This is a genomic window from Cohnella abietis (assembly GCF_004295585.1).
In the GTDB taxonomy this organism is placed as follows: Bacteria; Bacillota; Bacilli; order Paenibacillales; family Paenibacillaceae; genus Cohnella; species Cohnella abietis.
In genome coordinates, this window is sequence record NZ_AP019400.1 from 2,979,905 (window position 1) to 3,001,350 (window position 21,446).

The following is a 21,446-nucleotide window of genomic DNA, read 5'->3' on the forward strand; positions in this document are numbered from 1 at the left end:
TAAGTCATTATAGCTCTGTGTCAATTGCATCAGGGTCAACGAAAGAATAGCCTTTTTGTTCAAGCTGTGTCAGCAGGCTATCTAATGCTTTGGCGGTCCATGGAAGCTCGTGCATTAGGATGTTACTTCCTGGGTGCAGCTGTTCCAATACATTATCGATAACAGCCTGAGGTCTTTTTGCTTCAGGGGTTTTGGCCATGTTCCAATCCAGGGAGCCGTTGGACCAAGTCATGAATAATAAGCCGTTATCCTTGGAAATTTGACGAACTGCATCATTAGACGATCCGAAAGGTGGACGAAAGAAAACCGGTGTTTTTCCCGTTATCTCCTTAACGATGGCTTGGACATTCTCAATTTGCTCTTTGATTTTGGGCTCTTTTTCTTTCTTAAGCTCGATGTGGTCCCAAGAATGATTTCCAATGATTTGCTTGCGGTCATCTATTACTTTAAGTAATTCAGGATTTGCCTTTACTCTGTAGCCATTAACGAAAAAAATGGCCCTTGCATTATGTTTGTCAAGAATATCCAGAAGAGGATCTAATGTTTCGGGAGCTTTAGGTCCATCATCGAAAGTAAGCAGCACGACTTTATTTTCTGTTTTTTCCTTATCGATGGGAACGATAAAATAATTTTTGTTCATACGGTAGGTTTTCTCAACCTTTACTGCATCTGGCGTTGAGCTAGGCTCGTTTGCCTCTGGAGAGGCAGACGACGATGCTGAGGGAAGAATGGTCTGTGAAGGCTCTGGCGTCATCTGAGTGGCTGGTGCTTGTGAGGCAGTGTTATCCGGTGCTGCATTGTTGCCGCATGCGACAAGAGCTAACAGCAATAGGCTCGTACAACTTGTAATCAATGCTCGTTTCAAATAAATCTCCTCCGTCTGCGTACATTTCATTTTGCTCGATTGTATCATAATTCACCCATTTTTCGACAAGTGACGCACTTCCTTATTTTGATGGGCATGTCCTTAGCTTACTCGGTCACAATAAAGATATTAAGGAGGTGGACAAATGAAAATCGGAACATTTGTTATGGGTGGATTAGCAGGTGCTGCTGTAGTAATGATGATTCAGCGCAATCAGATGATGTCGGCCGTTGCAGCGGGCGTAGGGCATAATTTGAAAGAGCGAATGAGTGGTATGAAGGACAATGCCATTGAAAAAGGACTTAACATGAAATTTGCTAGTAGCTTCAAAAATGCAACAGATAACCGTAGCAATACCGGTAGCAAATCGAAACAATCATCTTCCTCGTATGAGAGTGGTTTGGACGAAGTTGAGAAGCTTGCACGGCAGGATCCTGACGTATCCGACGAAATTAATTCTATATTAGAGCAGAATGGACATCACACGAATTAATCATCTTAGAATAAAATGAAGGCACCGTTATCCCTAATTAAGGGAAAAGCGGTGCCGTTTTTTTGCTTTATGAGGGTTTTCCCTAGTGCATTTCGTTGGGAGAAGTGATAACATGATTTCAAGAAAGTTTCATTCACGCATTATATGCTTAATCATAAGCTGTTATCACCCACAGAAGGAGGATCCTGTTATGAGGATGGAGCGGCTTAGCCAGGACAAAATTCGGATTTTCCTCACGTTCGATGATTTGACTGAGCGCGGGATCCAAAAGGAAGACATGTGGCGAGAAATTCCTAAAGTGCATGAGCTTTTCAGCGAAATGATGGATCAAGCCTATAACGAGCTAGGATTCGATGCTTCCGGTCCACTTGCTGTCGAAGTATTCGCCATGCCTGCACAAGGAATGGTTGTCATCGTCACAAGAGGAAAGCTTGAGAGAGACTCGGATTCCGCCACGGAAGAGGAAGAAGAAGTTTATGAAATGGAAGTTACGCTTGAACAAAGCGAAGCCATCATATATCGATTCAGAGATATTGAAGACGCTATCGGTGCTGCCAAGACGTTAGTCGGTCATGTGACGGATGAAGGAAGCATGTATCGTTATCAGAATCAGTGGATTCTCTGCTTTGATCCTGCGGGTATGGAGAGCTCCGGCTATCACGCTGTCATTGCTGTACTGGCGGAGTACGGAGAAGCAACATCCATTACTCCAGCAGTTTTAGAGGAATATGGTAAATTAATTATAGCGACTAACGCGGTGAAGGTTTTAGCAGAGAATTTTGCGGATTAACAATAATGCGACTGAATTTAACCTTTCTGAAACAATTAAAAGAACATTTTTGCGAAAAAGACCATTTTTCGTAAAATGTTCTTTTTTTATGAGTAGTGTTTTGCTGTTATAATAGACGGAGTCTCGTTGACTTGAACGATCACTCATCTGATCGCTCGATACAAACGTGTACAGCCGTCCTAAGAACGGCGAAGCCGTTTACTTGACGGGAAGGGGGAACAGATTATGCTACTCATATCGATATTGGCTGCTGCGATCGTACCTGGAATTGCTTTAATGGCGTATTTCTATTGGAAGGATCGCTATGATGCTGAGCCACTCTCGATTGTGCTTAGGATGTTCCTTACCGGTGCTTTAATTGTTCTGCCAATTATGATCGTACAGCGAGGGCTAACTTTGTGGCTGGGCGACTCGCCTTTTACTTTTTCTTTTATTATCTCGGCTGGAGTCGAAGAGTTTTTCAAATGGTTTGTCCTTTACCACATCATATATAATCATACTGAGTTTGACGAACCGTATGATGGCATTTTATATGCCGTAGCAGTATCACTTGGATTTGCAACCTTAGAAAACGTGTTATATGCATTTATGCAGCCTTCATCGTTTGGATCGCTCATGATGCGAGCTTTTCTTCCAGTGTCTGGGCATGCCTTGTTCGGAGTATTTATGGGTTATTCATTTGGCCGCGCCAAATTTTCCGTTGGCAGTAAAATTAGACTTCACCTTTGGCTAGCCTTATTGCTGCCAATTATATGGCATGGATTTTATGATTTTATGCTGCTTACAGTACCAGCAACTTGGATCTGGCTGGTCGTTCCATTTATGTTCGCGCTCTGGTTCGGAGGGATGCGTAAGGTGAATAGTGCGAATGCTGTGTCACCCTTTCGCTTCTTAAAGCGAGAAGAAGAGATTAAATCTTAATCGAACCGTCTATACTGGGTGTGGGAATATCTGGTGTAGGGGGGAGCTGCATGTTGTCTGTTCGGCATAAAGTAACGATACGGTGCAATCGATGCAATGAGAAGTTCATTTTGCGAGGTCGCAAAGAAAGAGGACGTGTAGACACCGGATTTAAAATGTGCCTATGCAGTAATGCTGAGGATTTCGCAATTGAAGAGGAAGCACTTTTCTAAGGTATTCAGTATGCATAAGCTTCGCGCTTATGCACTCCTGAATACCCTCCGACATAAACATTCTTTCGCTATCCATAAGACAGCGAAAGAATGTTTATGCTTGGAAGAAGGGTGTTTCTTTCTTTTTGTTATACAAAACAATGTCGAGCGCATAAAGTTGGAGTCTTCTTCCCACAATAATGGGCATACCGTCTGGGAATGAAAGGGGTCGACTTTTCATGTATGCTCGTTTAAGCTCCATCCTGTTTCCGATCGCAACTATTTTGTTTATTGGTGCTATTTTTTGGGGGTATCAGGAGCATCAGGAAAAAAATTCTGTTCTCATCAAAGCAGAAAATCAATATCAGCGAGCGTTCCATGGTTTGAGTCATAATATGGGGCGCCTTCATGATCAGCTGGGGCAAACCTTGGCTGTGTCCGCTACCTCCCAAGGAATGCAACGCAAAGGCTTAGTTAATATTTGGAGATTAACAAGCGAAGCTCAGAACGACATTAACCAGCTACCTCTGGCGCTTCTACCGTTCAATAAAGCAGAGGAGTTCCTGACGCGAGTTTCTAGCTTCGCCTACCGTACGGCTGTTAGAGATCTAACTAAGCAGCCTATGACTCCGGAAGAGCTGAAGACAATGAAGTCCTTGTACAAGACGGCTTCTTCCGTTAACAACGAGATTGGCAAGGTTCAGGATGCGGTAATAGGTGACCATCTGCGTTGGATGGATGTAGAGGTAGCTATTGCTAGCGAGAATGGACCTAATGACAACTCTATAATTGACGGATTCAAGTCTGTAGACAAGCAAATGGGGGCCTATCCTGAGAATGAGTGGGGTCCATCGGCTCTCTCGGCTGATCGTAAGCTTTCTTCTGCTGCTTTGGACGGGAGAGACATGACGGCAGATGAAATTAAGAAGAAGGCGATCGACTTCCTGGGACATCAAGCTTCAGGTAAGGATGTTAAGGTAACCGAGGAAGGGAGTAAAACAGATATTCCGGCGTATTCCGTGTCTGTAAAGGGTCAAGATGATACGCATATTCAGTTGGACTATACACGCAAGGGGGGCCACCTTCTCTGGTTCATGAATCCACGTGAAGTCAAAGCCCGCAAGCTCGATTTTGACACGGCACGCAATAAAGCCACTCAATTTCTAGTTCGCCACGATTTGAAGGATATGAGTCCCATTACTTACGACGAATATGATCATGTAGCTGTGTTTACCTTCGTACACAAGATTGACGATGTGAAAATATATCCAGAGAAAGTAACAGCTCGTGTCGCACTTGATAATGGTGAAATTGTTGGGCTGCAGGCATCAGATTTTGTATTTGCCAAAAAGCTTCTGACTCCGGGAAAAGCAAAAATTACGAAGGAGCAGGCAGAAAAAGGGCTTAATCCCGATTTCAAGGTACATGAGTATTCTCTGGCTGTTATCGAGAATGATATGCGCCAGCCGGTGCTGTGCCATGAATTTATAGGTACGATTAATGACCATCGCTACCGTATTTTCATGAGTGCTGAGACAGGAATTGAAGAGAATATTGAAGAAATTCCAGACTCGGCAAAAGGGATATATTCAAGTAAATAGGTTTAACTAATGCGCTTCGCCTTTGTGCAGCCCAAAACACTTCATGTGGATTTGTGGATGTGACAGTGGGCGAAGCGCTTATGCTTGTTATTGTTATCCAGAAGACAGCAAATAGCTGTTTATGCTTGGTTATTCGGAATGTACAAGTTTCACGCGTTTCCATTTTAGAATAACCTCCGACATAAACATTCTGTCTCGGAAAGGACGAGACAGCTGTTTATGCTTGTTCCCCAAACTTCTCCAGCCATGATATAATGGGGCGAATCGGGAGGAAATGTTACCCGATTATGCCTAATGTGGAGGGTTACAGTTGCTGCCGAAAATCAATCAGACCATGTACATACAGGTTTTATCCGATGAAGGTAAAATCAATCAAGATTCAGAAGCGACTACATTACGCTCTAGGGTAGCGGATCTCGACGAAGACAACATTTATATTGAAATACCGCTTGATGAGAAGAGCCGCAAATTGTACCGCTCGCAAATAGGCGAAAAATTTCAGGTGTTTTTTTTCACGCAAGAAGGGGTAAAGCATTTATTTCCTAGCATTGTCACCGGATTTCGCAAAGAATCCGTTAATCTGGTGTCTATTAAGAAACCGGAGCTTGAGGAAATTACAAAGGATCAACGCCGAAGCTTTTTAAGGGTTGAAGCGAATTTGGAGATAGCCGTTAGGATCGGTGATAAGCTTCGTTTCGTTGCAATAACAGAAGATGTCGGTGGTGGTGGCGTTTCTTTTATTTGTGAACGCAAATGGCCGATTGCTGCGAATGCAATTGTTTCCTGTTGGCTATTATTAAGCTATAAGAGTGGAACTGTTGCCCATGCAGCATTTGAAGGCGAGGTAGTCAGAGTGCTGCCTGTTGAGCCAGATAAGCATCTCATTATGATGCGGTTTCAAGATATCGCAGATTCGGATCAACAAAAAATTATTCGATATTGCTTCGAGCGTCAATTGGATAACCGCAAGATTTAATCAGTGAGCGGAGCTGTGTCTGGAAATCGGGAGGTCAATGATGGAGCACTGGCGGAAAACTAAGCATTATTCAGATTTCTCGGCATGGTCGGATAGAATGGAACGGCTTATCGCAAGAGGGATTGGTATTCTTTTAATTTTGCTTATTTTGTCACAGCTAGTTCTGCAATTTCCGATTGTAAGGCATTGGTTGACGACGACTGACGATGCTGAAGGGGTACGATTTCACTACCGAGCGCATTAGCTTCTCACAATGCTTTTTTTGCATACAGGGGTGCTGTGTGGTATAATTTTCTCAATCGTAGCAGGCTTTGCCTGCCTTATTTTTTGACTTAGCAAGGCAAGGTTGCTTTTTCTTATCTAGTGATATTATTGTTGTCGTCGCGTAGGAGGCTAGTCGTTCTCTCATGAATATTACCCAAACTCATCTTATTAATATTGCTATCGACGGTCCAGCGGGTGCGGGTAAAAGTACTGTTGCCCGTATGGTCGCCACGGCTCTCCAATATATTTATGTAGATACGGGCGCTATGTACAGAGCAGTTACTTTAAAGGCTATTGAAATGGATTTGCCGTTAGAGGATAACGATAAGGTTGGTCAGTTAGCAAAGCAGCTGGATATCGTATTGCTACCGGGAGCTAAATCCCAACGTGTAATTGTTAATGGGGAAGATGTTAGCTCACTGCTAAGATCGCTTGAGATCAATCGCAATGTTTCGTATGTTGCCCGTCTGGAATCCGTTCGCCAACGGATGGCCGATCTTCAACGCAGTATGGCTTTGGAGAAAGGTGTCGTCATGGATGGACGCGATATCGGTACTCATGTTTTGCCGAATGCTGAATTAAAAATATTTTTGACAGCAACGCCTAGAGAAAGAGCTAATCGACGTTTTATGGAGCTAGGACCTGATGCTGGAATTACGTTAGACCAGCTAGAGAAAGAAATTGCTGAACGCGATCGATTAGATCAAGAACGGGAAATTGCTCCCCTTCTTCAAGCTCCCGACGCTCATCTGGTTGACTCAACAGGTCGAACAGTAGACGAAGTGGTGGGAGAAATCGTACAATGGGGACTTGCCGCGGCAAAAACCATTTCGTCGGAGGAGAAGTAGATTATGTTATACCGTTTTTGTAGACTAATTCTTCGTATCACGTTTATGTTGTTATACCGATTGGAAGCGAGAGGGATTTCTAATATTCCGCTCGAAGGCCCAGTTATCTTGTGTAGCAATCACAAGAGTTTACAGGATCCCATCACTTTGGGGGTATGGGTGCCCCGCAAAGTTCATTATATGGCTAAAGAAGAATTGTTCCGTATCCCACTTTTTGGCCCCTTAATTAGGGCAGTAGGCGCGTTTCCAGTTAAACGCGGTGGAGTAAGTAAGGAAGCAATTCGTACGGCGATTAATTTGTTGCAAGAAGGTCATGTAATGGGGATTTTTCCGGAAGGTACTCGCAATGAATCAATCGGTATGGGGAAGCGGGGAGCCGTTTCAATGGCTATTCGTTCCAAGGCATTAGTCGTGCCGGTCGCTTTGGTTGGGAAATATCGTCCGTTTCGTAAGATGCTTGCAGTTTATGGCGCACCTATAGATTTAGGGCCATATGCTGAGCAAGGTACTTCCGAAAGCATGGAGGCGGCAACAGAACTTATAATGTCGCGTATCCGTGAAATGCTCAAGACGGGGAAGCCTGCAGCCTAATCGGTGATGCATGTTTCCAATGAGAAACCCTCATACTAAGGTATTATTTGGTTCTCATGATTTTGGGTAAAAGAGATTTAAGCGCCGCTAGAAGCGGGTTTAAATAAAGTTGGGGTAGAACTGAGGAGGTTATTTTCATGTCTGAAGAAATCAACATCCAGGAAACAGCGGCAGCTGAGCCAGAAGTGGAAACAGTCAGCCAGGATGCACTGGAAAATCTCGTGACCTTGAAGAAAGGGGACACCGTGAAAGGTACGGTTGTCAAAATCGAGGATAACCAAGCGTATGTAAGCCTTGGATATAAATACGACGGAGTCATTCCTCTTCGTGAGCTTTCATCCGTTAACCTGGAGAATGCTGGAGAAGCCGTGCAAATCGGTCAAGAGGTTGAAGCTAAGATTGTTAGCATCAATGACGCTAAAGAATCACTCGTACTTTCCAAGCGCCAGGTTGATAGCCCGCGTGCATGGGATGAGCTTCAAGTGAAATTCGAAAGCGGAGATGCATTCGAAGTCAATATTACCGACGTCGTTAAAGGCGGTTTGGTAGCTGATGTGGGCGTTCGCGGATTTATCCCGGCTTCCATGGTTGAGCGTCACTTTGTTGAAGATTTTGCTTCTTACAAAGGTCGTACGTTAAAGGTTAAAGTGAAAGAAATTGACCGTGAGAACAACAAGGTTATTCTTTCCGCTAAAGACGTATTGGATGCTGAATATGAGAATCAAAAACAAGAAATCATTAGTACCTTACAGCCAGGTCAAGTGCTTGACGGTAAGATTCAACGTTTAACGCCATTTGGCGCATTCGTTGATATTGGTGGTATTGATGGACTTGTTCACGTTTCTGAGATGGCTTGGCAGCACGTAGCACATCCTTCGGATGTGGTTGCAGAAGGCCAAAGCGTGAAGGTTAAAGTTCTGAAGATCGATCCATCCCTTGGTAAAATTTCTTTAAGCATTAAAGCAGCTCAACCAGGTCCTTGGGATTCGGCAAATGGACAATTCAACATCGGCGACGTTGTTACTGGCGTTGTTAAGCGTCTAGTAAGCTTCGGAGCTTTCGTTGAAATCGCTCCAGGTGTTGAAGGACTTGTTCACATTTCGCAAATCGCGCACCGTCATGTTGCGACGCCTTTCGAAGTGCTGAAGGAAGGTCAAGAGGTTCAAGCTAAAGTTCTTGACTTTAACCCTGCTGAGAAGCGTATTTCCCTTTCCATTAAGGAAACGGAAGAAGCACCAGCGCGTCCAGAACGCGAGCAACGTGAGCCACGCGGCCCACGTGCACCAAGAGAAGAAACAAACCTTCCTCCTACTGAAAGCATGAGCTTTAACTTAGGTGAGAAGTTCGGCGATAAGCTGAGCAAATTCAAGTAAGTTAAACTTTGACTTAAAACCCGCCCTTGTGGCGGGTTTTTTCAGTTATTCGGAATGAATAAGCTCCGACATAAACAAGCATTCGCTATCCAAAAGACAGCGAATGCTTGTTTATGCTTGTGTGTGGGAAAGGGACGAGAGAGGACATGTGGGTGTGCCATCGCTAACGAACTGTATCGATCTTATTACCGATAAAATGGCTTAGCGATATGTTCGTTAGCATGGTTTGTATTCGTTCTGGTACATACTAGCCATATGGAGGTGGGGATATGCCGCCCGTGTTTGGCTCAGTGTTTCTATGGATATTAACAACGATTTTGTGGTGGAGTGGTTGGAGGAAAGAAACTACAGAGGGGATTCCTCATTGGGCAGTTGGTTTTTTTCTAGCTGTATGGCCATTAGCTCTATTGAGTGATATTGTCGTTACTTCTACTTATTCAGTTAATGGTGCAGAGCTGTGGACGATGCTGGCAGCCTTAGCTATGTTAGGGCGTCTACGTCCAGCGAGAATATTGATGTCGATATCTGCTGGTGTACTGATTGGTTCCATCTATCTATTACTGAGCAGGCTCTTGTTACATCCTTCCGGCATTACACATTATTTTGCTCCATGGGGAGCTGCTATTCTTGTTGGTTGGTTAGCTGCGTTGCTTCTTCGTTATGCAGTTGAGCAGTTTGTTGCCGTATCAGCAGGGTTATTAATATGTGAAATTATGACGAATTTGCTTATGACTTCATCCGAGTTTGCCCCAATTGTAAAGGCATCCGGATGGATGGAAGCTTGGTGGATTGCAGTTCTCTACGCAAGATTGTGGTCGGTTTCAATACAATCAATAACGGTTCAATTGAAAAGATGGGCGTTAAAATGGGGTTGGACAAGAGGGGGACAGAGCTCATGATGCTAGATTGGTTCAATGCCCATAAAGATTTGACTGGGGTAATCATGGGTACGTCCTTTGGGCTGGCTGCAAGGGTGACTATGCTGCGGAGTGACTATAGGCAGTATCCGGCATATCCTCACGGTAAAATCATCCATCTTGCGTTAGGGCTGATTGCAGGCGCATTAGGGGCGGTGGCTGTTCCTGCCCTATACAATAAGGACTATACAGCTATTACCTTTCTAGCACTGGCGGCTCAGCAATTTCGAGAAGTTCGGAATATGGAGCGCAGTACATTAACGGCAATTGATCATTTGGAATTGGTGCCGCGTGGTGCTGCTTATATTGAGGGGATAGCTGTTGTTTTTGAAGGTCGGAATTATTTGGCCATCTTTACGGCTTTTTTAAGCAGCCTATGTGTCATGCTAATCGGTTGGTGGGCCGGGCTTGCGGTTGGTGTACTCTCCCTTATCGTTGTCCATGTATTCATGAGGGGTAAAAGTATAACTCACATTGCAGAGGTAGAGATGGTGCCTTTAAGGCTTGATGGACCTAATCTTTATGTTGGAGATATCTATATGATGAACGTAGGGCTGGAAGAAAATAGAGATATTATTAAGGAGGAGGGGCTGGGATTTATCCTCACTCCCAAAAATGATGATGCGAAGGTAACTATTGCTAATATGGGTCAACGTCAGGCGATTTTGCACGATGTATCTACAAGATTGGGCGTGTACCGTGACGACGGTGATCCAGCGCTGCTCCCCATTGGGAAATTAGGCTTAAAAACAGGGAATCTGGGAATTATGGTCCTGCCTCGCGAGAAAGATATAGATAAGGCATATCAAGCGGTTTGTCATGTGCCCCTGCTCGAGGCTGCTGTTCGCATGCCGACAAAAGCGAATCGCAAAAGCACGGAGGGGAATGCTGTTGGCTAGAATCGTGGGTGTTATTACGACGGATATAGACAGTGTAAAGGGAGGAGCTCCTATTTTCTTTGCTAAAGATCGAGAGGATTTACAGAAAATCTCGCATCTTCTTGAGAAAGTGATGGACTGCACAGCTCACGAAGTGAATGCCGATTTATTCATCATTGTCGATCGGCACTAACAAGAATCGTTAGCCAAGAACACCAATTTTTGATATGATAAAGATTGTGAGTGTTTTTTATGGTCAGAATGAAGCCGTTTTACTTTGGAACGCCATCATCTGGATGGCGAAGCCGTTTGACATGTTGAGGAGTGGAAAATATGGCACGACCCGTTATTGCCATCGTCGGAAGACCCAATGTAGGGAAATCCACGATATTTAACCGGATTATCGGTGACAGACTTGCAATCGTCGAAGATAAGCCGGGAATTACCCGCGACCGTATTTATGGTACAGGGGAATGGATAGGACGTTCTTTCAGCGTAATTGATACCGGAGGCATCGAAATCGATGGAGAAGACAGCTTGCTTCGTTCGGTACGAATGCAGGCAGAGCTAGCTATCGAAGAAGCCGATGTGATTATATTCATGGTAGATGCCAAAGCAGGCGTTACGAACGCTGACGAGGAAGTTGCGCAAATGCTGTTCCGTTCCAAGAAGCCTATCGTGCTTGGTGTGAACAAAGTCGACAATTTGCAGCGTATGGATGACATTTATGAATTTTATGGCTTAGGGTTCGGAGAGCCTGTGCCTATGTCCGGTGCCCATGGAATGGGAATTGGAGATTTGCTAGATGCTGCCGTCAAGAAAATGCCGGTAAAGGAAGAGCAAGAGTACACCGATGATGTCATTAAGGTCGCTCTAATAGGGCGTCCGAATGTCGGAAAGTCTTCCTTAGTGAACGCGATTCTTGGAGAAGAGCGCGTCATTGTTAGTAATATTGCGGGTACAACCCGCGATGCCATTGATACCCCTTTCGAGAAGGACGGACAGAAGTACGTGCTTATCGATACTGCCGGTATGCGTAAGCGCGGCAAAGTATATGAAACGACAGAGAAATACAGCGTTATGAGAGCCATGCAAGCGATCGAGCGGGCAGATGTCGTGCTCGTCGTTATTAATGGTGAAGAGGGTATCATCGAGCAGGACAAACATATCGCGGGTTATGCGCATGAGAATGGTAAAGCTGCTATTTTCGTTGTCAACAAGTGGGATGTCGTAGATAAGCATGATAAAACAATGCAGCACTTCACAAACTCAATTCGTGATCACTTTTTGTTCATGACATATGCGCCTGTTATTTTCTTGTCGGCACTTACGAAGTCTCGTTTGACTAAGCTGTTCCCAGTTGTTAATCATGTAGCTGAACAGCACGCATTGCGTGTTCCGACGAACGTGCTTAATGACATTATTTCGGATGCAGTTGCAATTAATCCACCTCCTACAGACAAAGGACGCAGACTACGGATTAATTATGTAACGCAAGTCGCTGTTAAGCCACCAACTTTGCTCGTCTTTGTTAATGATCCCGAATTGATGCATTTTTCTTATGAGCGATATTTAGAGAACAAAATTCGAGCGGCTTTTGCTTTCGAAGGAACACCGCTGCGTTTGTTCACGCGTAAGAAGTCGGATCAAGAATAGGGGAGAGCTAGGTTGTTTAACTCTATAATTGCAGTTGTCGTCAGTTACTTATTAGGTTCAATTTCATTCAGCATTTTATTTGCCCGGTGGCTTCGCAAGATTGATATTCGCGATCACGGTAGCGGCAATGCAGGTGCAACTAATACTCTCAGAGTGTTAGGAAAGGGCCCTGCTATTGCAGTTTTCTTGTTAGATATAGCAAAGGGCTCAGCAGCTGTGTTGATTGGTCTATGGCTAGGAGATGGCGAGAAATGGGTTCCAGTAGCTTGTGGACTTGCATCAATCTGGGGACACAACTGGCCTATTTATTTCCGGTTCAAGGGCGGTAAAGGAATTGCAACGACTATTGGAGCATTAATATTATGGGCATTTATGCCAACGCTAATTGCGGGCATAGTGGCTATCGTTGCTATCGTAATTACCCGTTATGTGTCACTGGGCTCGCTTATTTTCGCTATTTTGCTGCCTCTATTGTTCTATCTATACGATTTAGAATCCGCATATATTTGGGGAACATTAGTAGTAGCTCTGTTAGCCATCTTCCGGCATCGTAAAAACATTGTGAAATTAATGAATGGTACGGAGAATAAATTGGGCAGCAAAAAGGGTGAACCACATGGCGCTTAAAAAGGTTGCCGTTATCGTTGCAGGGAGCTGGGGAACGGCTTTAGCACGGGTATTGGTTGATAATGGGCATATTGTGAAGCTGTGGACACGAAATGCTGAACAAGCGGCTCAAATCAACCAGGAGCGTCGCAATGAGAAGTTTCTTCCTGGCGCTCTATTGCCTGAAGGAATAACGGCCACGACAGATATGGCATACGCTGTTAGCGACGCTGAGGCGGTATTGTTCGTCGCTCCATCCTCAGCAATGAGGGATGTTGCACAGCAAGCATCAGGATCTCTGCCTAAGGATGCTTTGGTCATACATGCGACCAAAGGATTTGAGAGCGATACGCTTAAGCGGATGTCGACAGTGCTCGCGGAAGAGCTAGGACGTCCAGAGCAGCAAATTGTCGTTTTGTCTGGTCCCAGCCATGCTGAAGAGGTTATTAATCGCCATCCGACAACAATTGTCGTTGCTTCTAAAGAAATTTCCTTTGCTGAGGCAGCTCAAGATTTGTTCATGAATGATGCTTATTTCCGCGTCTATACGAATTCCGATGTCATTGGGGTTGAGACTGCAGGGGCGATTAAAAACATCATTGCACTAGGAGCAGGTTTATCGGATGGGCTGGGGTTTGGCGATAATGCCAAAGCAGCTCTTATTACACGCGGACTTGCGGAAATATCACGTTTGGGCGTTGCGATGGGAGCCAATCCGTTGACCTTTGCTGGGTTGGCGGGAGTTGGTGATTTGATCGTCACTTGTACGAGCCAGCATAGTCGTAATTGGAGAGCAGGCTCTATGCTCGCACAGGGTCTTCCTTTATCGGATGTTCTAGAACGCATGGGGATGGTTGTCGAAGGCGTTCGAACGACGAAGGCAGCGCATGTATTGGCAAATAAGCATCACGTTGAAATGCCAATTACAGACCAGCTATTCGCGGTATTGTTCGAGAACACCTCGCCTGAGCAAGCCGTTGGAGCACTCATGGGCAGAGTCCGAACGCATGAGAATGAACAACAGGCTGTATTCCACAATAAATCGATTAATCCCGATCAAGTTAATCCGGGCTTGTAACTCGAACTTTTTAATGTCCCTCCTCATAGGATAAAGTGCAAACACCCGGAGGAGGGGAAGTAAGGCATGGATAAATTTCCTAAGGATCTGCTTGGTGCGGTTAACAAAAAAGCGGGAAAAAACATTTCCGAGAATTCCATCAAAAAAATAGCTAGCAATATCACTCCGAATACGATGCAGAGCGAAGCGCAAATTCGGCAGCTGATTAAGCAGGTTTCTACGATGGCAAATGTCCCCGTATCCGATGATACCGTAAAGGAAATCGTTGGCGCAGTCAAGAAGAGCGGCATGAACCTAAACAGTTTAGAGTCGCTAGTTAAAATGATGATCAAGAAGTAAAAAAAAGCTGTCCACGTCTGCAAATATGCAGCGGGACAGCTTTTTTTATTGATTATTAAACATTCGCAGAGTATCTCTTCGGAATTACCCAAGCAGCCAAATTAGTTATTCAACAAATATTCATATATTCCTCCTTTATTCGACATTTTTTCTTAATGGATCCAATATTATTTATTTTTTTACATAACTCATAATGAGACTAATAGCAGCCTTTTTTGTCTTCCGGGGATAGAAATGGTATAATATTATGCATTTCAGTTGTCTCATTGACGGAGGTAGACATAGATGTACATAATGCTACAAACCTTTATAGCTGCAAAGCTCGATCCGATGAGTAAAATGTGGGTTTCCTTTATTGGTATGGGCTTGATGGTCATATCCGCAGCCATTATTTATTATGCTAGGGCCAAAACAAAAGGCTGGATTCGTCTTGTGCTCACATTAGTTGCTTTTGTTGTTCTTATTTATGGGCTGTTATGCGGTCTCTTATCCATTATTTAAATAAGGTCATTACGGAGGGCATTAACTTGATTACTTTAACCGGACGAACCCTCACGAAAATGGTTGAACCACGAATTGGTGAGAGTCTGCTGCAGCATGCTCAGAATGCTGAAGTAGATTGGCAATTCAATTGTTCCCGTGGAACCTGTGCCAAATGTCGTTGCTTCATCGTTGATGGTGCTGAATTTCTTGAGGATTACAGTGATGCTGAATGGGATAGACTCGGTCCGGATGAATTAGATGCGGGCTATAGACTCGGGTGCCAAGCTATTGTTGAAAAAACAGGGAATATTAAAGCAATCAACAAAACTTATTTTTGAACAATGATTTAACTAAAGAATGGAAGTGACCCGAATTGCAGATTGATTTTCCTGATTCTGCGCTTGCGCGCTTGGCGGCAAGGTTGGAAAACTACGAAGACCGCTGGGTAGTTGGGGGCAGTACAGGATTAGCGCTGCGGGGAGCAGTACTAGAACAAGCTCCAAGGGATCTAGATATCTATGCGGATTACAATTCGGTTCCCGTTATTCACGAGAGATTGAGCGATTATGCAATGGATGGGCCGGAGGACAATAAGACGGAGCGTTATCATTCCATTCTTTCTCATTATCGTCTGGCTAGTACTGTCGTCGAATTGGTCGGTAATTTTCGCATAACCGCTCGTCAATCTTTGTACGTAACAGAGGTAAATGATATTTTATTTCCTAACAGCGATAAGGTTGAAGTGGACGGTTACTTGATTCCTATAGTACCTCTTGGTCACGAGCTGATATTTAATTTGCTTCGAGAGCGGAAGGACAGAGCTATTGTGGCAGGACAGTTAATTTCTCGAGAGCTTGATAAGCATATGCCAATTTTGCAAGCCCTTATTGACAGGAATGTGCTTGCATCAGATATCGTATATGAAGCCATGCAAATGGTGCAATCCGGTATTGATTTCTCCCAGATATCGCAGCAGGAACCACTATGAGTAGTCAGCATTTGGTCACATTCAAACCAGACAATCGCTCCATAGCCGTGAGACCGGGCACTACTTTGCTTGATGCTTCTCGCCGAGCGCGTGTTAATATTCGTACTCGCTGCGGTGGGGTAGCAGGCTGCTTAATGTGCAAGGTTCATGTTGCTGAAGATCAGGCTGCATTCCTACAGCCGCCAACGGTCGCAGAGACGCATAAGCTCGGTGGGCTTCTAAGTGAGGGGATTCGTTTATCTTGCCAAGCACGCACCAATGGCGATGTTACCGTTTCGGTACCAGAAGATCCTCTTAAGGCAGCCATACGCAAAAAGCTGGCAGAGCAGCAAGAAGACGATTGGTTTAATTGAGGCATTATAGGAGGATTATATTCATGGGATTACGCAAATTTCCTAAGGCACTAGCTTTGGGTTTGCTAATGACAATGCTATTATCGTTGACAGGCTGCTTATACCCGGATGATCAGCAGGCGGGAAAAAATGTTTCTGCAAGGGAAGCTGTACTAACTGTTCAGGATGCTGTCGATCGCTATCAAGAGAAAACGGGAGTATTGCCCATTCAGAATGCCGAAGATAAAGTTCCTCTTTATGAAAAATATAAAATTGACTTTGGCAAGCTTAAGCGAATGAATTTCATATCTCAAGTCCCATCTGCCGCTTTTGAAAGTGGAGGAGACTACCAGTTTCTAATTATTGACGAGGAAACGAAGCCGCTCGTAAAGCTTATAGACTTAGCCATGTTCCAAACGCTATCAGGTGTACAAAAGAAGGTTGACGAGTATCGGAGAAATAATAATTCTCAAAACCCAGCGGGTGAGGAGATCTATTCTGACTTTTCGCTGATTGATTTCTCTAAGCTTGGAATTAAAGCACCTAAAGTTCAAAGTATGTATTCTAATCAATCTTTGAATTTGCTCGTTAATAAAAATGGACAGGTTCTCGTTGATTATGGTATCGATATTGCTGTTGCCATCAACAAGGAGGAACTAAAGCCGAATGAAAAAGAGGATTTACGGCGTGTTCTGATTGAAGCGTCCTATTATGTTCCAGTTCGATCTCCCGTATATCATTGGGTAGACAATGAACCTAAAGCTGTTTTAACGCCATGAATATAGCTAAGCCGCATCCCGAGTGTTTAGACGGGAGCGGCTTTTTTGTGCTTCTATGGTTTGAATCGCCTTGAGCGTCCTTCCCGTTCAGCTGTAGCTTTACTCGTATTATTTAATTCTTTTCGGAAAAGAGGAGACATACGTCAACATCTTTATTCATATGATCATGGGGGAACAACAGGAGCGCCGGCGGGCGTACGTCGGTATGGCAAACATTTTTGTACGGGCATTCGTCATAATCGGAATGTTCGCACATACAATGTTAGCAGTCCAAGTTCGTGTACGAGTTCCGCCCTGCTGGCGGGTCACGAAAGTTTCGCGATTACGATGGGAGGGAATCTCAGTGGAAAAAGTGGACATTTTCAAAGATATTGCCGAACGCACCGGCGGTGATATCTACCTCGGGGTCGTGGGTGCCGTGCGTACGGGCAAATCGACCTTCATCAAACGGTTTATGGAAACCGTTGTTTTACCTAATATTGCTAATGAGGCAGATCGTATTCGTGCAATTGACGAATTGCCGCAAAGCGCAGCAGGTCGTACGATCATGACAACTGAACCGAAGTTTGTACCAAACAACGCGGTCCAGCTTAAAGTGGCGGAAGGCTTGGAAGTAAATGTTCGTCTTGTAGATTGCGTAGGGTACACGGTTGATGGGGCGAAGGGCTTCGAGGATGATGGCGGGCCGCGTATGATTACGACGCCGTGGTTTGAAGAACCAATTCCGTTCCAGGAAGCGGCGGAGATTGGGACACGTAAGGTCATTCAAGAGCACTCTACGCTTGGCGTCGTCGTTACAACTGACGGCACGATAGCGGAAATTCCGCGCAGCGCTTACATCGATGCGGAGGAGCGGGTCATAAACGAGTTAAAGGAAGTTGGCAAACCGTTTGTATTGATCGTAAACTCCGCACGGCCGAAGAGCGAAGAAGCCCAATCTCTTCGCAACGAGCTGGCTGCTAAATACGATATTCCTGTTATGGCGGTAAGTGCCGCGACAATGGGAGAAGAAGAAGTCATGGGAGTTCTTCGTGAAGTGCTCTATGAGTTCCCTGTGCATGAGGTCAACGTCAATCTGCCGAGTTGGGTTATGGTACTTAGCGAAGGGCACTGGCTTCGCACGAGCTATGAGAACTCTGTTCGCGAAACTGTCAAAGACATACGTCGTCTTCGTGATGTAGAACGTGTAGTCGCTCAGTTCATGGAGTACGATTTCGTTGCACGCGCTGGCCTTAGTGGTATGAACATGGGTCAAGGCGTTGCTGAGATCGATTTGTATGCACCTGATGAGCTCTACGATAGAATTCTAATGGAAGTGGTCGGAACCGAAATTCGTGGCAAGGATCACCTGCTCCAGCTCATGCAGGACTTCTCCCATGCGAAACGAGAGTACGATCGGTTTGCAGAAGCGCTTGAAATGGTGAAAACGACTGGCTACGGGATTGCTGCCCCATCTCTTGCAGAGATGCAGCTTGATGAGCCAGAGCTTATTCGCCAAGGCTCTCGCTTCGGAGTTAGGCTGAAGGCTACAGCTCCATCCATCCATATGATTCGTGTTGATGTCGAATCAGAATTTGCTCCGATTATCGGAACAGAGAAGCAAAGTGAGGAGCTTGTTCGTTATCTAATGCAGGATTTCGAGAAGGATCCGATCAAGATTTGGGAGTCTGATATTTTTGGCAGATCGCTTCATTCGATCGTTAGGGAAGGCATTCAGGGTAAAATTGCGATGATGCCGGATAATGCGCGCTATAAGCTGCAGGAGACACTTGGAAGAATCATTAATGAAGGCTCCGGTGGACTGATTGCTATTATTCTGTAAGGCTGTTAAAAAGCACGGAGCGCCCAGCAGCATTGACTGCTTAGCGCTCCGTGCTTTTTATACATTAACGATCAAAGACCGATATCTAAGTTATTATTATAGCTTTTCTTCATTTTGATAGACGTGTTTAGCATCCGGAATAGGGCTTTTGAATCAAAAAAATAGGGTCAAAAACGCTGAAATTCAAGCCCCGCTTGAAACTTCGAGTAATCGGAGTGTATAATTTCTGTTGAAACGGATAAACAGATAACATGCCATCGTACCGTTATGGGAGGTGAATGTAATGAACAAGACTGAATTGATTACCAAAGTTGCCGAGTTGGCTGACTTGTCTAAGAAAGACGCGACGCAAGCGGTTGACGCTGTGTTCGATGTTATTTCCGAAGCTTTGCAAGGTGGAGATAAAGTGCAACTAGTTGGGTTTGGTAACTTCGAGGTGCGCGAGCGTTCCGCTCGTAAAGGACGTAATCCGCAAACTGGTGAAGAGATCGAGATTCCAGCTGGTAAGATCCCAGCATTCAAGCCGGGTAAAGCGCTTAAGGACGGTATTAAATAAGTAATGGTCATGCAATAACATTGTTGCACTTTGGGTTGCTTCGCTAGAATAGGTTGTGCTATAATCACTCTCGTAAATTATTCGGGACGTGGCGCAGCCCGGTAGCGCGCACCCTTGGGGTGGGTGAGGTCGAGAGTTCGAATCTCTCCGTTCCGACCATTACATAAACTGTGGACTGCTTTCTCGCATTTTTGATGTGGGAAGGCAGTTTTTGTTTGACATCACTCTATCTTTTCCGGCATCATGGAATTTAAAGAAGGAGGTTCTATGACTATGGATGCAGATCAACAAGAATATATTATTGTTAAAGCGAAGGACAATGGTGTGCAGGTCATCGGGTTAACTCGAGGACAGGATACCAAATTTCATCATACGGAGAAGCTGGATAAGGGTGAGGTGCTTATCGTCCAGTTTACAGATCATACATCAGCTATGAAAATAAGAGGCAAAGCAACTATACTAACGAAGCATGGGACGTTAGAAACTGACGTATAGAATATACTTAGTGCAGGCATAGCCTGCCCTTTTTATTTGTACAATGGGTAAGGAGGAACCTCTCGAGAAAGGGGAATTCGCCATGCCTATTGTCCATCTTAAACAATGGAGTGTATTCTTATTAGTCGGTACCCTAATTGTTGTATTGCTGAGCCAATTAACTAACATAGATCGTGATCTCCAGCATCGTCGTCATACGGTCACGGTTTTTCAGCCGGAAAATGAGAAAAGACTGACCGACGACAATTTGGTGGACTCTCTGTCCAAGTTCCCATTACAGAACCAGATTATTAAGGTTGGTTGGGATCATGCTATTCTGACTATTGATTTACTAGGGTCAGAGCCGGATGAAATATGGGACGATATGATGCGATTGATTGTATTCTCTTACGCCGATGTAGACAATGTTAAGCAAGTGCTCATGCGGGTGTTTGTCAATAAGGCGGAAGCCCGTACACTGTACATGTCGGCGGAAACACGCAGAAGTGAATGGAGTGCGAAGGAACTATCGGAGCTAAAATTGCCACGTAAGTCCTTTGACACAGCAACTATTTCCAAAATAAGGCTTTACCTAAGTGCTTCTGGGAAACGCTGGCTCGCAAATTTTTCAAATTGATGAACAAATTATGCGGCTTATGCGAGCCTAACTCGGATATGTTATAATTAATCAAATGTACCCCTCAGTTGTTTGAGAGGCCTGGCAGCACGTTCGGAGGCGGAAGCAATGACTCGATTAAGAATTAATCAAATGGCTAATAAATATTTAAACCACGATATGATCAGCCTGCACACGGAATTGCCGGAGTTTCCCGATGGCAGAATTTCATTGTTATATACCGTCTTAAGCCATCAACCAGGAGCTGCTTCCCAGAAGGAGCTGCTTTCGCTTGTAACCTCGCTTGTCCAGATGGGGCTAGATACCCATGATTTGGTGGATAACAAGCCCAGTTCAGCGAAGAGTGGGCTATTGGGAATGCGTGCCCAGCAATTAAAGGTTCTCGCAGGAGATTACTTTAGCAGCCGGTTTTACCATCTCCTCTCGCAAGCAGGGCAGATCGATATGATACGGCACTTGAGCGAAGCAGTATGCAACATTAACCGGATTAAGATGAATTTGTACGGTAAGATGAAGCAGATGAAGCTAAACGCGGATGAATATCTCCACTATGGCGCAGAGCTTAAATCTGGGCTTTTCCTCTCGTTTACTGGCTTTATGAGTGGTTTATACGAGCGGTTATGGCCAGAGCTTGTCGAGCGCTTTAGTCGCTGCGAGGTACTGCTTCAGGAGCTTCACAAGATAGAGAACAGTAATTCCCTGAATGACAGCTGGGGCGTGTGGCACATTATGCAAGAAGGCACGGAGGAGGATCGCCAGACGGTTGTTAATCATGGCGAGGATTCCAATATTTTAAATAACATGGTGAAAAAATATGAGATAGCGGACAAGTTGGGCAGTCTTCTTCAGCAATCTACCGATCAATTGCAGGCAGTGCTTCAGCGATTGCAATCAGACAAGCTGATTCGAGAGCTGCAACCCTTAATTGAGCCATTTCTGCAGGCAACGGGACAACATCGAACAACCGCTTTGAAGGAGTTGGGTTAAC

At 44.7% G+C, this 21,446-nt stretch carries 28 protein-coding genes and 1 tRNA gene; 28 read left to right on the forward strand and 1 reads right to left on the reverse strand.

Annotation, left to right across the window (positions count from 1 at the left end; genetic code table 11):
• Nucleotides 1-7: 7 nt before the first annotated feature.
• Nucleotides 8-865, reverse strand: a complete 858-nt coding sequence (locus KCTCHS21_RS12640) for a polysaccharide deacetylase family protein (protein ID WP_232058176.1) — start codon at nt 863-865, stop codon at nt 8-10.
• Nucleotides 866-1,010: 145 nt separating this feature from the next.
• Here KCTCHS21_RS12640 and KCTCHS21_RS12645 point away from each other — a divergent pair, with 145 nt between their 5' ends.
• The 28 genes from KCTCHS21_RS12645 (at nt 1,011) to KCTCHS21_RS12775 (ending at nt 21,445) form a co-directional block, all read left to right on the forward strand.
• On the forward strand, nt 1,011-1,358 hold the full coding sequence (locus KCTCHS21_RS12645; RefSeq protein ID WP_130608431.1) for a hypothetical protein: 348 nt from the start codon (nt 1,011-1,013) through the stop codon (nt 1,356-1,358).
• A 190-nt stretch (nt 1,359-1,548) separates the two neighbouring features.
• Entirely contained in the window at nt 1,549-2,148 is a 600-nt protein-coding gene (locus KCTCHS21_RS12650) for a genetic competence negative regulator (protein ID WP_130608434.1), read from the forward strand.
• A 225-nt stretch (nt 2,149-2,373) separates the two neighbouring features.
• Entirely contained in the window at nt 2,374-3,069 is a 696-nt protein-coding gene (gene prsW / locus KCTCHS21_RS12655) for a glutamic-type intramembrane protease PrsW (protein WP_130608437.1), read from the forward strand.
• A gap of 50 nt (nt 3,070-3,119) precedes the next feature.
• Complete coding sequence (locus KCTCHS21_RS31370; RefSeq protein ID WP_170211428.1) at nt 3,120-3,281, forward strand: hypothetical protein; 162 nt, start codon at nt 3,120-3,122, stop codon at nt 3,279-3,281.
• Nucleotides 3,282-3,499: 218 nt separating this feature from the next.
• Nucleotides 3,500-4,861 (forward strand): germination protein YpeB, encoded by a 1,362-nt coding sequence (gene ypeB / locus KCTCHS21_RS12660; RefSeq protein ID WP_130608440.1) that lies wholly within the window; start codon nt 3,500-3,502, stop codon nt 4,859-4,861.
• Between the two features lie 310 nt (nt 4,862-5,171).
• Nucleotides 5,172-5,837 carry a flagellar brake protein gene (locus KCTCHS21_RS12665; protein ID WP_130608443.1) on the forward strand — a complete coding sequence of 222 codons (666 nt, stop codon included), beginning with the start codon at nt 5,172-5,174 and terminating at the stop codon, nt 5,835-5,837.
• A 37-nt stretch (nt 5,838-5,874) separates the two neighbouring features.
• Entirely contained in the window at nt 5,875-6,081 is a 207-nt protein-coding gene (locus KCTCHS21_RS12670; RefSeq protein ID WP_130608446.1) for a hypothetical protein, read from the forward strand.
• 163 nt (nt 6,082-6,244) lie between these two features.
• Nucleotides 6,245-6,949 (forward strand): (d)CMP kinase, encoded by a 705-nt coding sequence (cmk, locus tag KCTCHS21_RS12675; RefSeq protein WP_130608449.1) that lies wholly within the window; start codon nt 6,245-6,247, stop codon nt 6,947-6,949.
• A 45-nt stretch (nt 6,950-6,994) separates the two neighbouring features.
• Nucleotides 6,995-7,540 (forward strand): lysophospholipid acyltransferase family protein, encoded by a 546-nt coding sequence (locus KCTCHS21_RS12680; RefSeq protein ID WP_331872343.1) that lies wholly within the window; start codon nt 6,995-6,997, stop codon nt 7,538-7,540.
• Nucleotides 7,541-7,677: 137 nt separating this feature from the next.
• Nucleotides 7,678-8,913, forward strand: coding sequence for a 30S ribosomal protein S1 (gene rpsA, locus KCTCHS21_RS12685; protein WP_130608454.1), 1,236 nt, complete (start codon nt 7,678-7,680; stop codon nt 8,911-8,913).
• A 269-nt stretch (nt 8,914-9,182) separates the two neighbouring features.
• Nucleotides 9,183-9,812 carry a hypothetical protein gene (locus KCTCHS21_RS12690; protein WP_130608457.1) on the forward strand — a complete coding sequence of 210 codons (630 nt, stop codon included), beginning with the start codon at nt 9,183-9,185 and terminating at the stop codon, nt 9,810-9,812.
• Entirely contained in the window at nt 9,812-10,729 is a 918-nt protein-coding gene (locus KCTCHS21_RS12695; RefSeq protein WP_130616489.1) for a YIEGIA family protein, read from the forward strand. Before KCTCHS21_RS12690 ends, KCTCHS21_RS12695 begins: the two co-directional genes overlap by 1 nt.
• Complete coding sequence (locus KCTCHS21_RS12700) at nt 10,722-10,901, forward strand: capping complex subunit for YIEGIA (protein ID WP_232058177.1); 180 nt, start codon at nt 10,722-10,724, stop codon at nt 10,899-10,901. The genes KCTCHS21_RS12695 and KCTCHS21_RS12700 overlap by 8 nt, the downstream gene beginning before the upstream one ends.
• A gap of 140 nt (nt 10,902-11,041) precedes the next feature.
• Nucleotides 11,042-12,364, forward strand: coding sequence for a ribosome biogenesis GTPase Der (gene der, locus KCTCHS21_RS12705; protein ID WP_130608463.1), 1,323 nt, complete (start codon nt 11,042-11,044; stop codon nt 12,362-12,364).
• Between the two features lie 12 nt (nt 12,365-12,376).
• The gene (gene plsY / locus KCTCHS21_RS12710) at nt 12,377-12,991 is read left to right on the forward strand and encodes a glycerol-3-phosphate 1-O-acyltransferase PlsY (RefSeq protein WP_130608466.1); all 615 of its coding nucleotides are present in this window, start codon (nt 12,377-12,379) and stop codon (nt 12,989-12,991) included.
• Nucleotides 12,981-14,048 (forward strand): NAD(P)H-dependent glycerol-3-phosphate dehydrogenase, encoded by a 1,068-nt coding sequence (locus KCTCHS21_RS12715; protein ID WP_130608469.1) that lies wholly within the window; start codon nt 12,981-12,983, stop codon nt 14,046-14,048. Before plsY ends, KCTCHS21_RS12715 begins: the two co-directional genes overlap by 11 nt.
• A 66-nt stretch (nt 14,049-14,114) precedes the next feature.
• Complete coding sequence (locus tag KCTCHS21_RS12720; protein ID WP_130608472.1) at nt 14,115-14,387, forward strand: stage VI sporulation protein F; 273 nt, start codon at nt 14,115-14,117, stop codon at nt 14,385-14,387.
• A gap of 285 nt (nt 14,388-14,672) precedes the next feature.
• Nucleotides 14,673-14,888 carry a DUF2768 family protein gene (locus KCTCHS21_RS12725; protein WP_232058178.1) on the forward strand — a complete coding sequence of 72 codons (216 nt, stop codon included), beginning with the start codon at nt 14,673-14,675 and terminating at the stop codon, nt 14,886-14,888.
• A 26-nt stretch (nt 14,889-14,914) separates the two neighbouring features.
• Nucleotides 14,915-15,208 carry a 2Fe-2S iron-sulfur cluster-binding protein gene (locus KCTCHS21_RS12730; protein WP_130608475.1) on the forward strand — a complete coding sequence of 98 codons (294 nt, stop codon included), beginning with the start codon at nt 14,915-14,917 and terminating at the stop codon, nt 15,206-15,208.
• A 35-nt stretch (nt 15,209-15,243) separates the two neighbouring features.
• Nucleotides 15,244-15,858: a nucleotidyltransferase domain-containing protein gene (locus KCTCHS21_RS12735; protein ID WP_130608479.1), complete on the forward strand. Its 615-nt coding sequence runs from the start codon at nt 15,244-15,246 to the stop codon at nt 15,856-15,858.
• Nucleotides 15,855-16,211, forward strand: coding sequence for a 2Fe-2S iron-sulfur cluster-binding protein (locus tag KCTCHS21_RS12740; protein WP_130608482.1), 357 nt, complete (start codon nt 15,855-15,857; stop codon nt 16,209-16,211). The genes KCTCHS21_RS12735 and KCTCHS21_RS12740 overlap by 4 nt, the downstream gene beginning before the upstream one ends.
• A gap of 23 nt (nt 16,212-16,234) precedes the next feature.
• Nucleotides 16,235-16,969 (forward strand): YphF family lipoprotein, encoded by a 735-nt coding sequence (locus KCTCHS21_RS12745; protein ID WP_130608485.1) that lies wholly within the window; start codon nt 16,235-16,237, stop codon nt 16,967-16,969.
• Between the two features lie 343 nt (nt 16,970-17,312).
• On the forward strand, nt 17,313-18,791 hold the full coding sequence (gene spoIVA, locus KCTCHS21_RS12750; protein ID WP_130608488.1) for a stage IV sporulation protein A: 1,479 nt from the start codon (nt 17,313-17,315) through the stop codon (nt 18,789-18,791).
• 283 nt (nt 18,792-19,074) lie between these two features.
• Complete coding sequence (locus KCTCHS21_RS12755; RefSeq protein WP_130608491.1) at nt 19,075-19,347, forward strand: HU family DNA-binding protein; 273 nt, start codon at nt 19,075-19,077, stop codon at nt 19,345-19,347.
• 82 nt (nt 19,348-19,429) lie between these two features.
• Nucleotides 19,430-19,506 (forward strand) — tRNA-Pro (locus tag KCTCHS21_RS12760).
• A 114-nt stretch (nt 19,507-19,620) separates the two neighbouring features.
• The gene (gene mtrB / locus KCTCHS21_RS12765; protein WP_130616491.1) at nt 19,621-19,842 is read left to right on the forward strand and encodes a trp RNA-binding attenuation protein MtrB; all 222 of its coding nucleotides are present in this window, start codon (nt 19,621-19,623) and stop codon (nt 19,840-19,842) included.
• Between the two features lie 82 nt (nt 19,843-19,924).
• The gene (locus tag KCTCHS21_RS12770; protein ID WP_145988943.1) at nt 19,925-20,458 is read left to right on the forward strand and encodes a hypothetical protein; all 534 of its coding nucleotides are present in this window, start codon (nt 19,925-19,927) and stop codon (nt 20,456-20,458) included.
• Between the two features lie 108 nt (nt 20,459-20,566).
• Entirely contained in the window at nt 20,567-21,445 is an 879-nt protein-coding gene (locus tag KCTCHS21_RS12775) for a heptaprenyl diphosphate synthase component 1 (protein WP_130608497.1), read from the forward strand.
• The last annotated feature ends 1 nt before the right edge of the window (nt 21,446 follow it).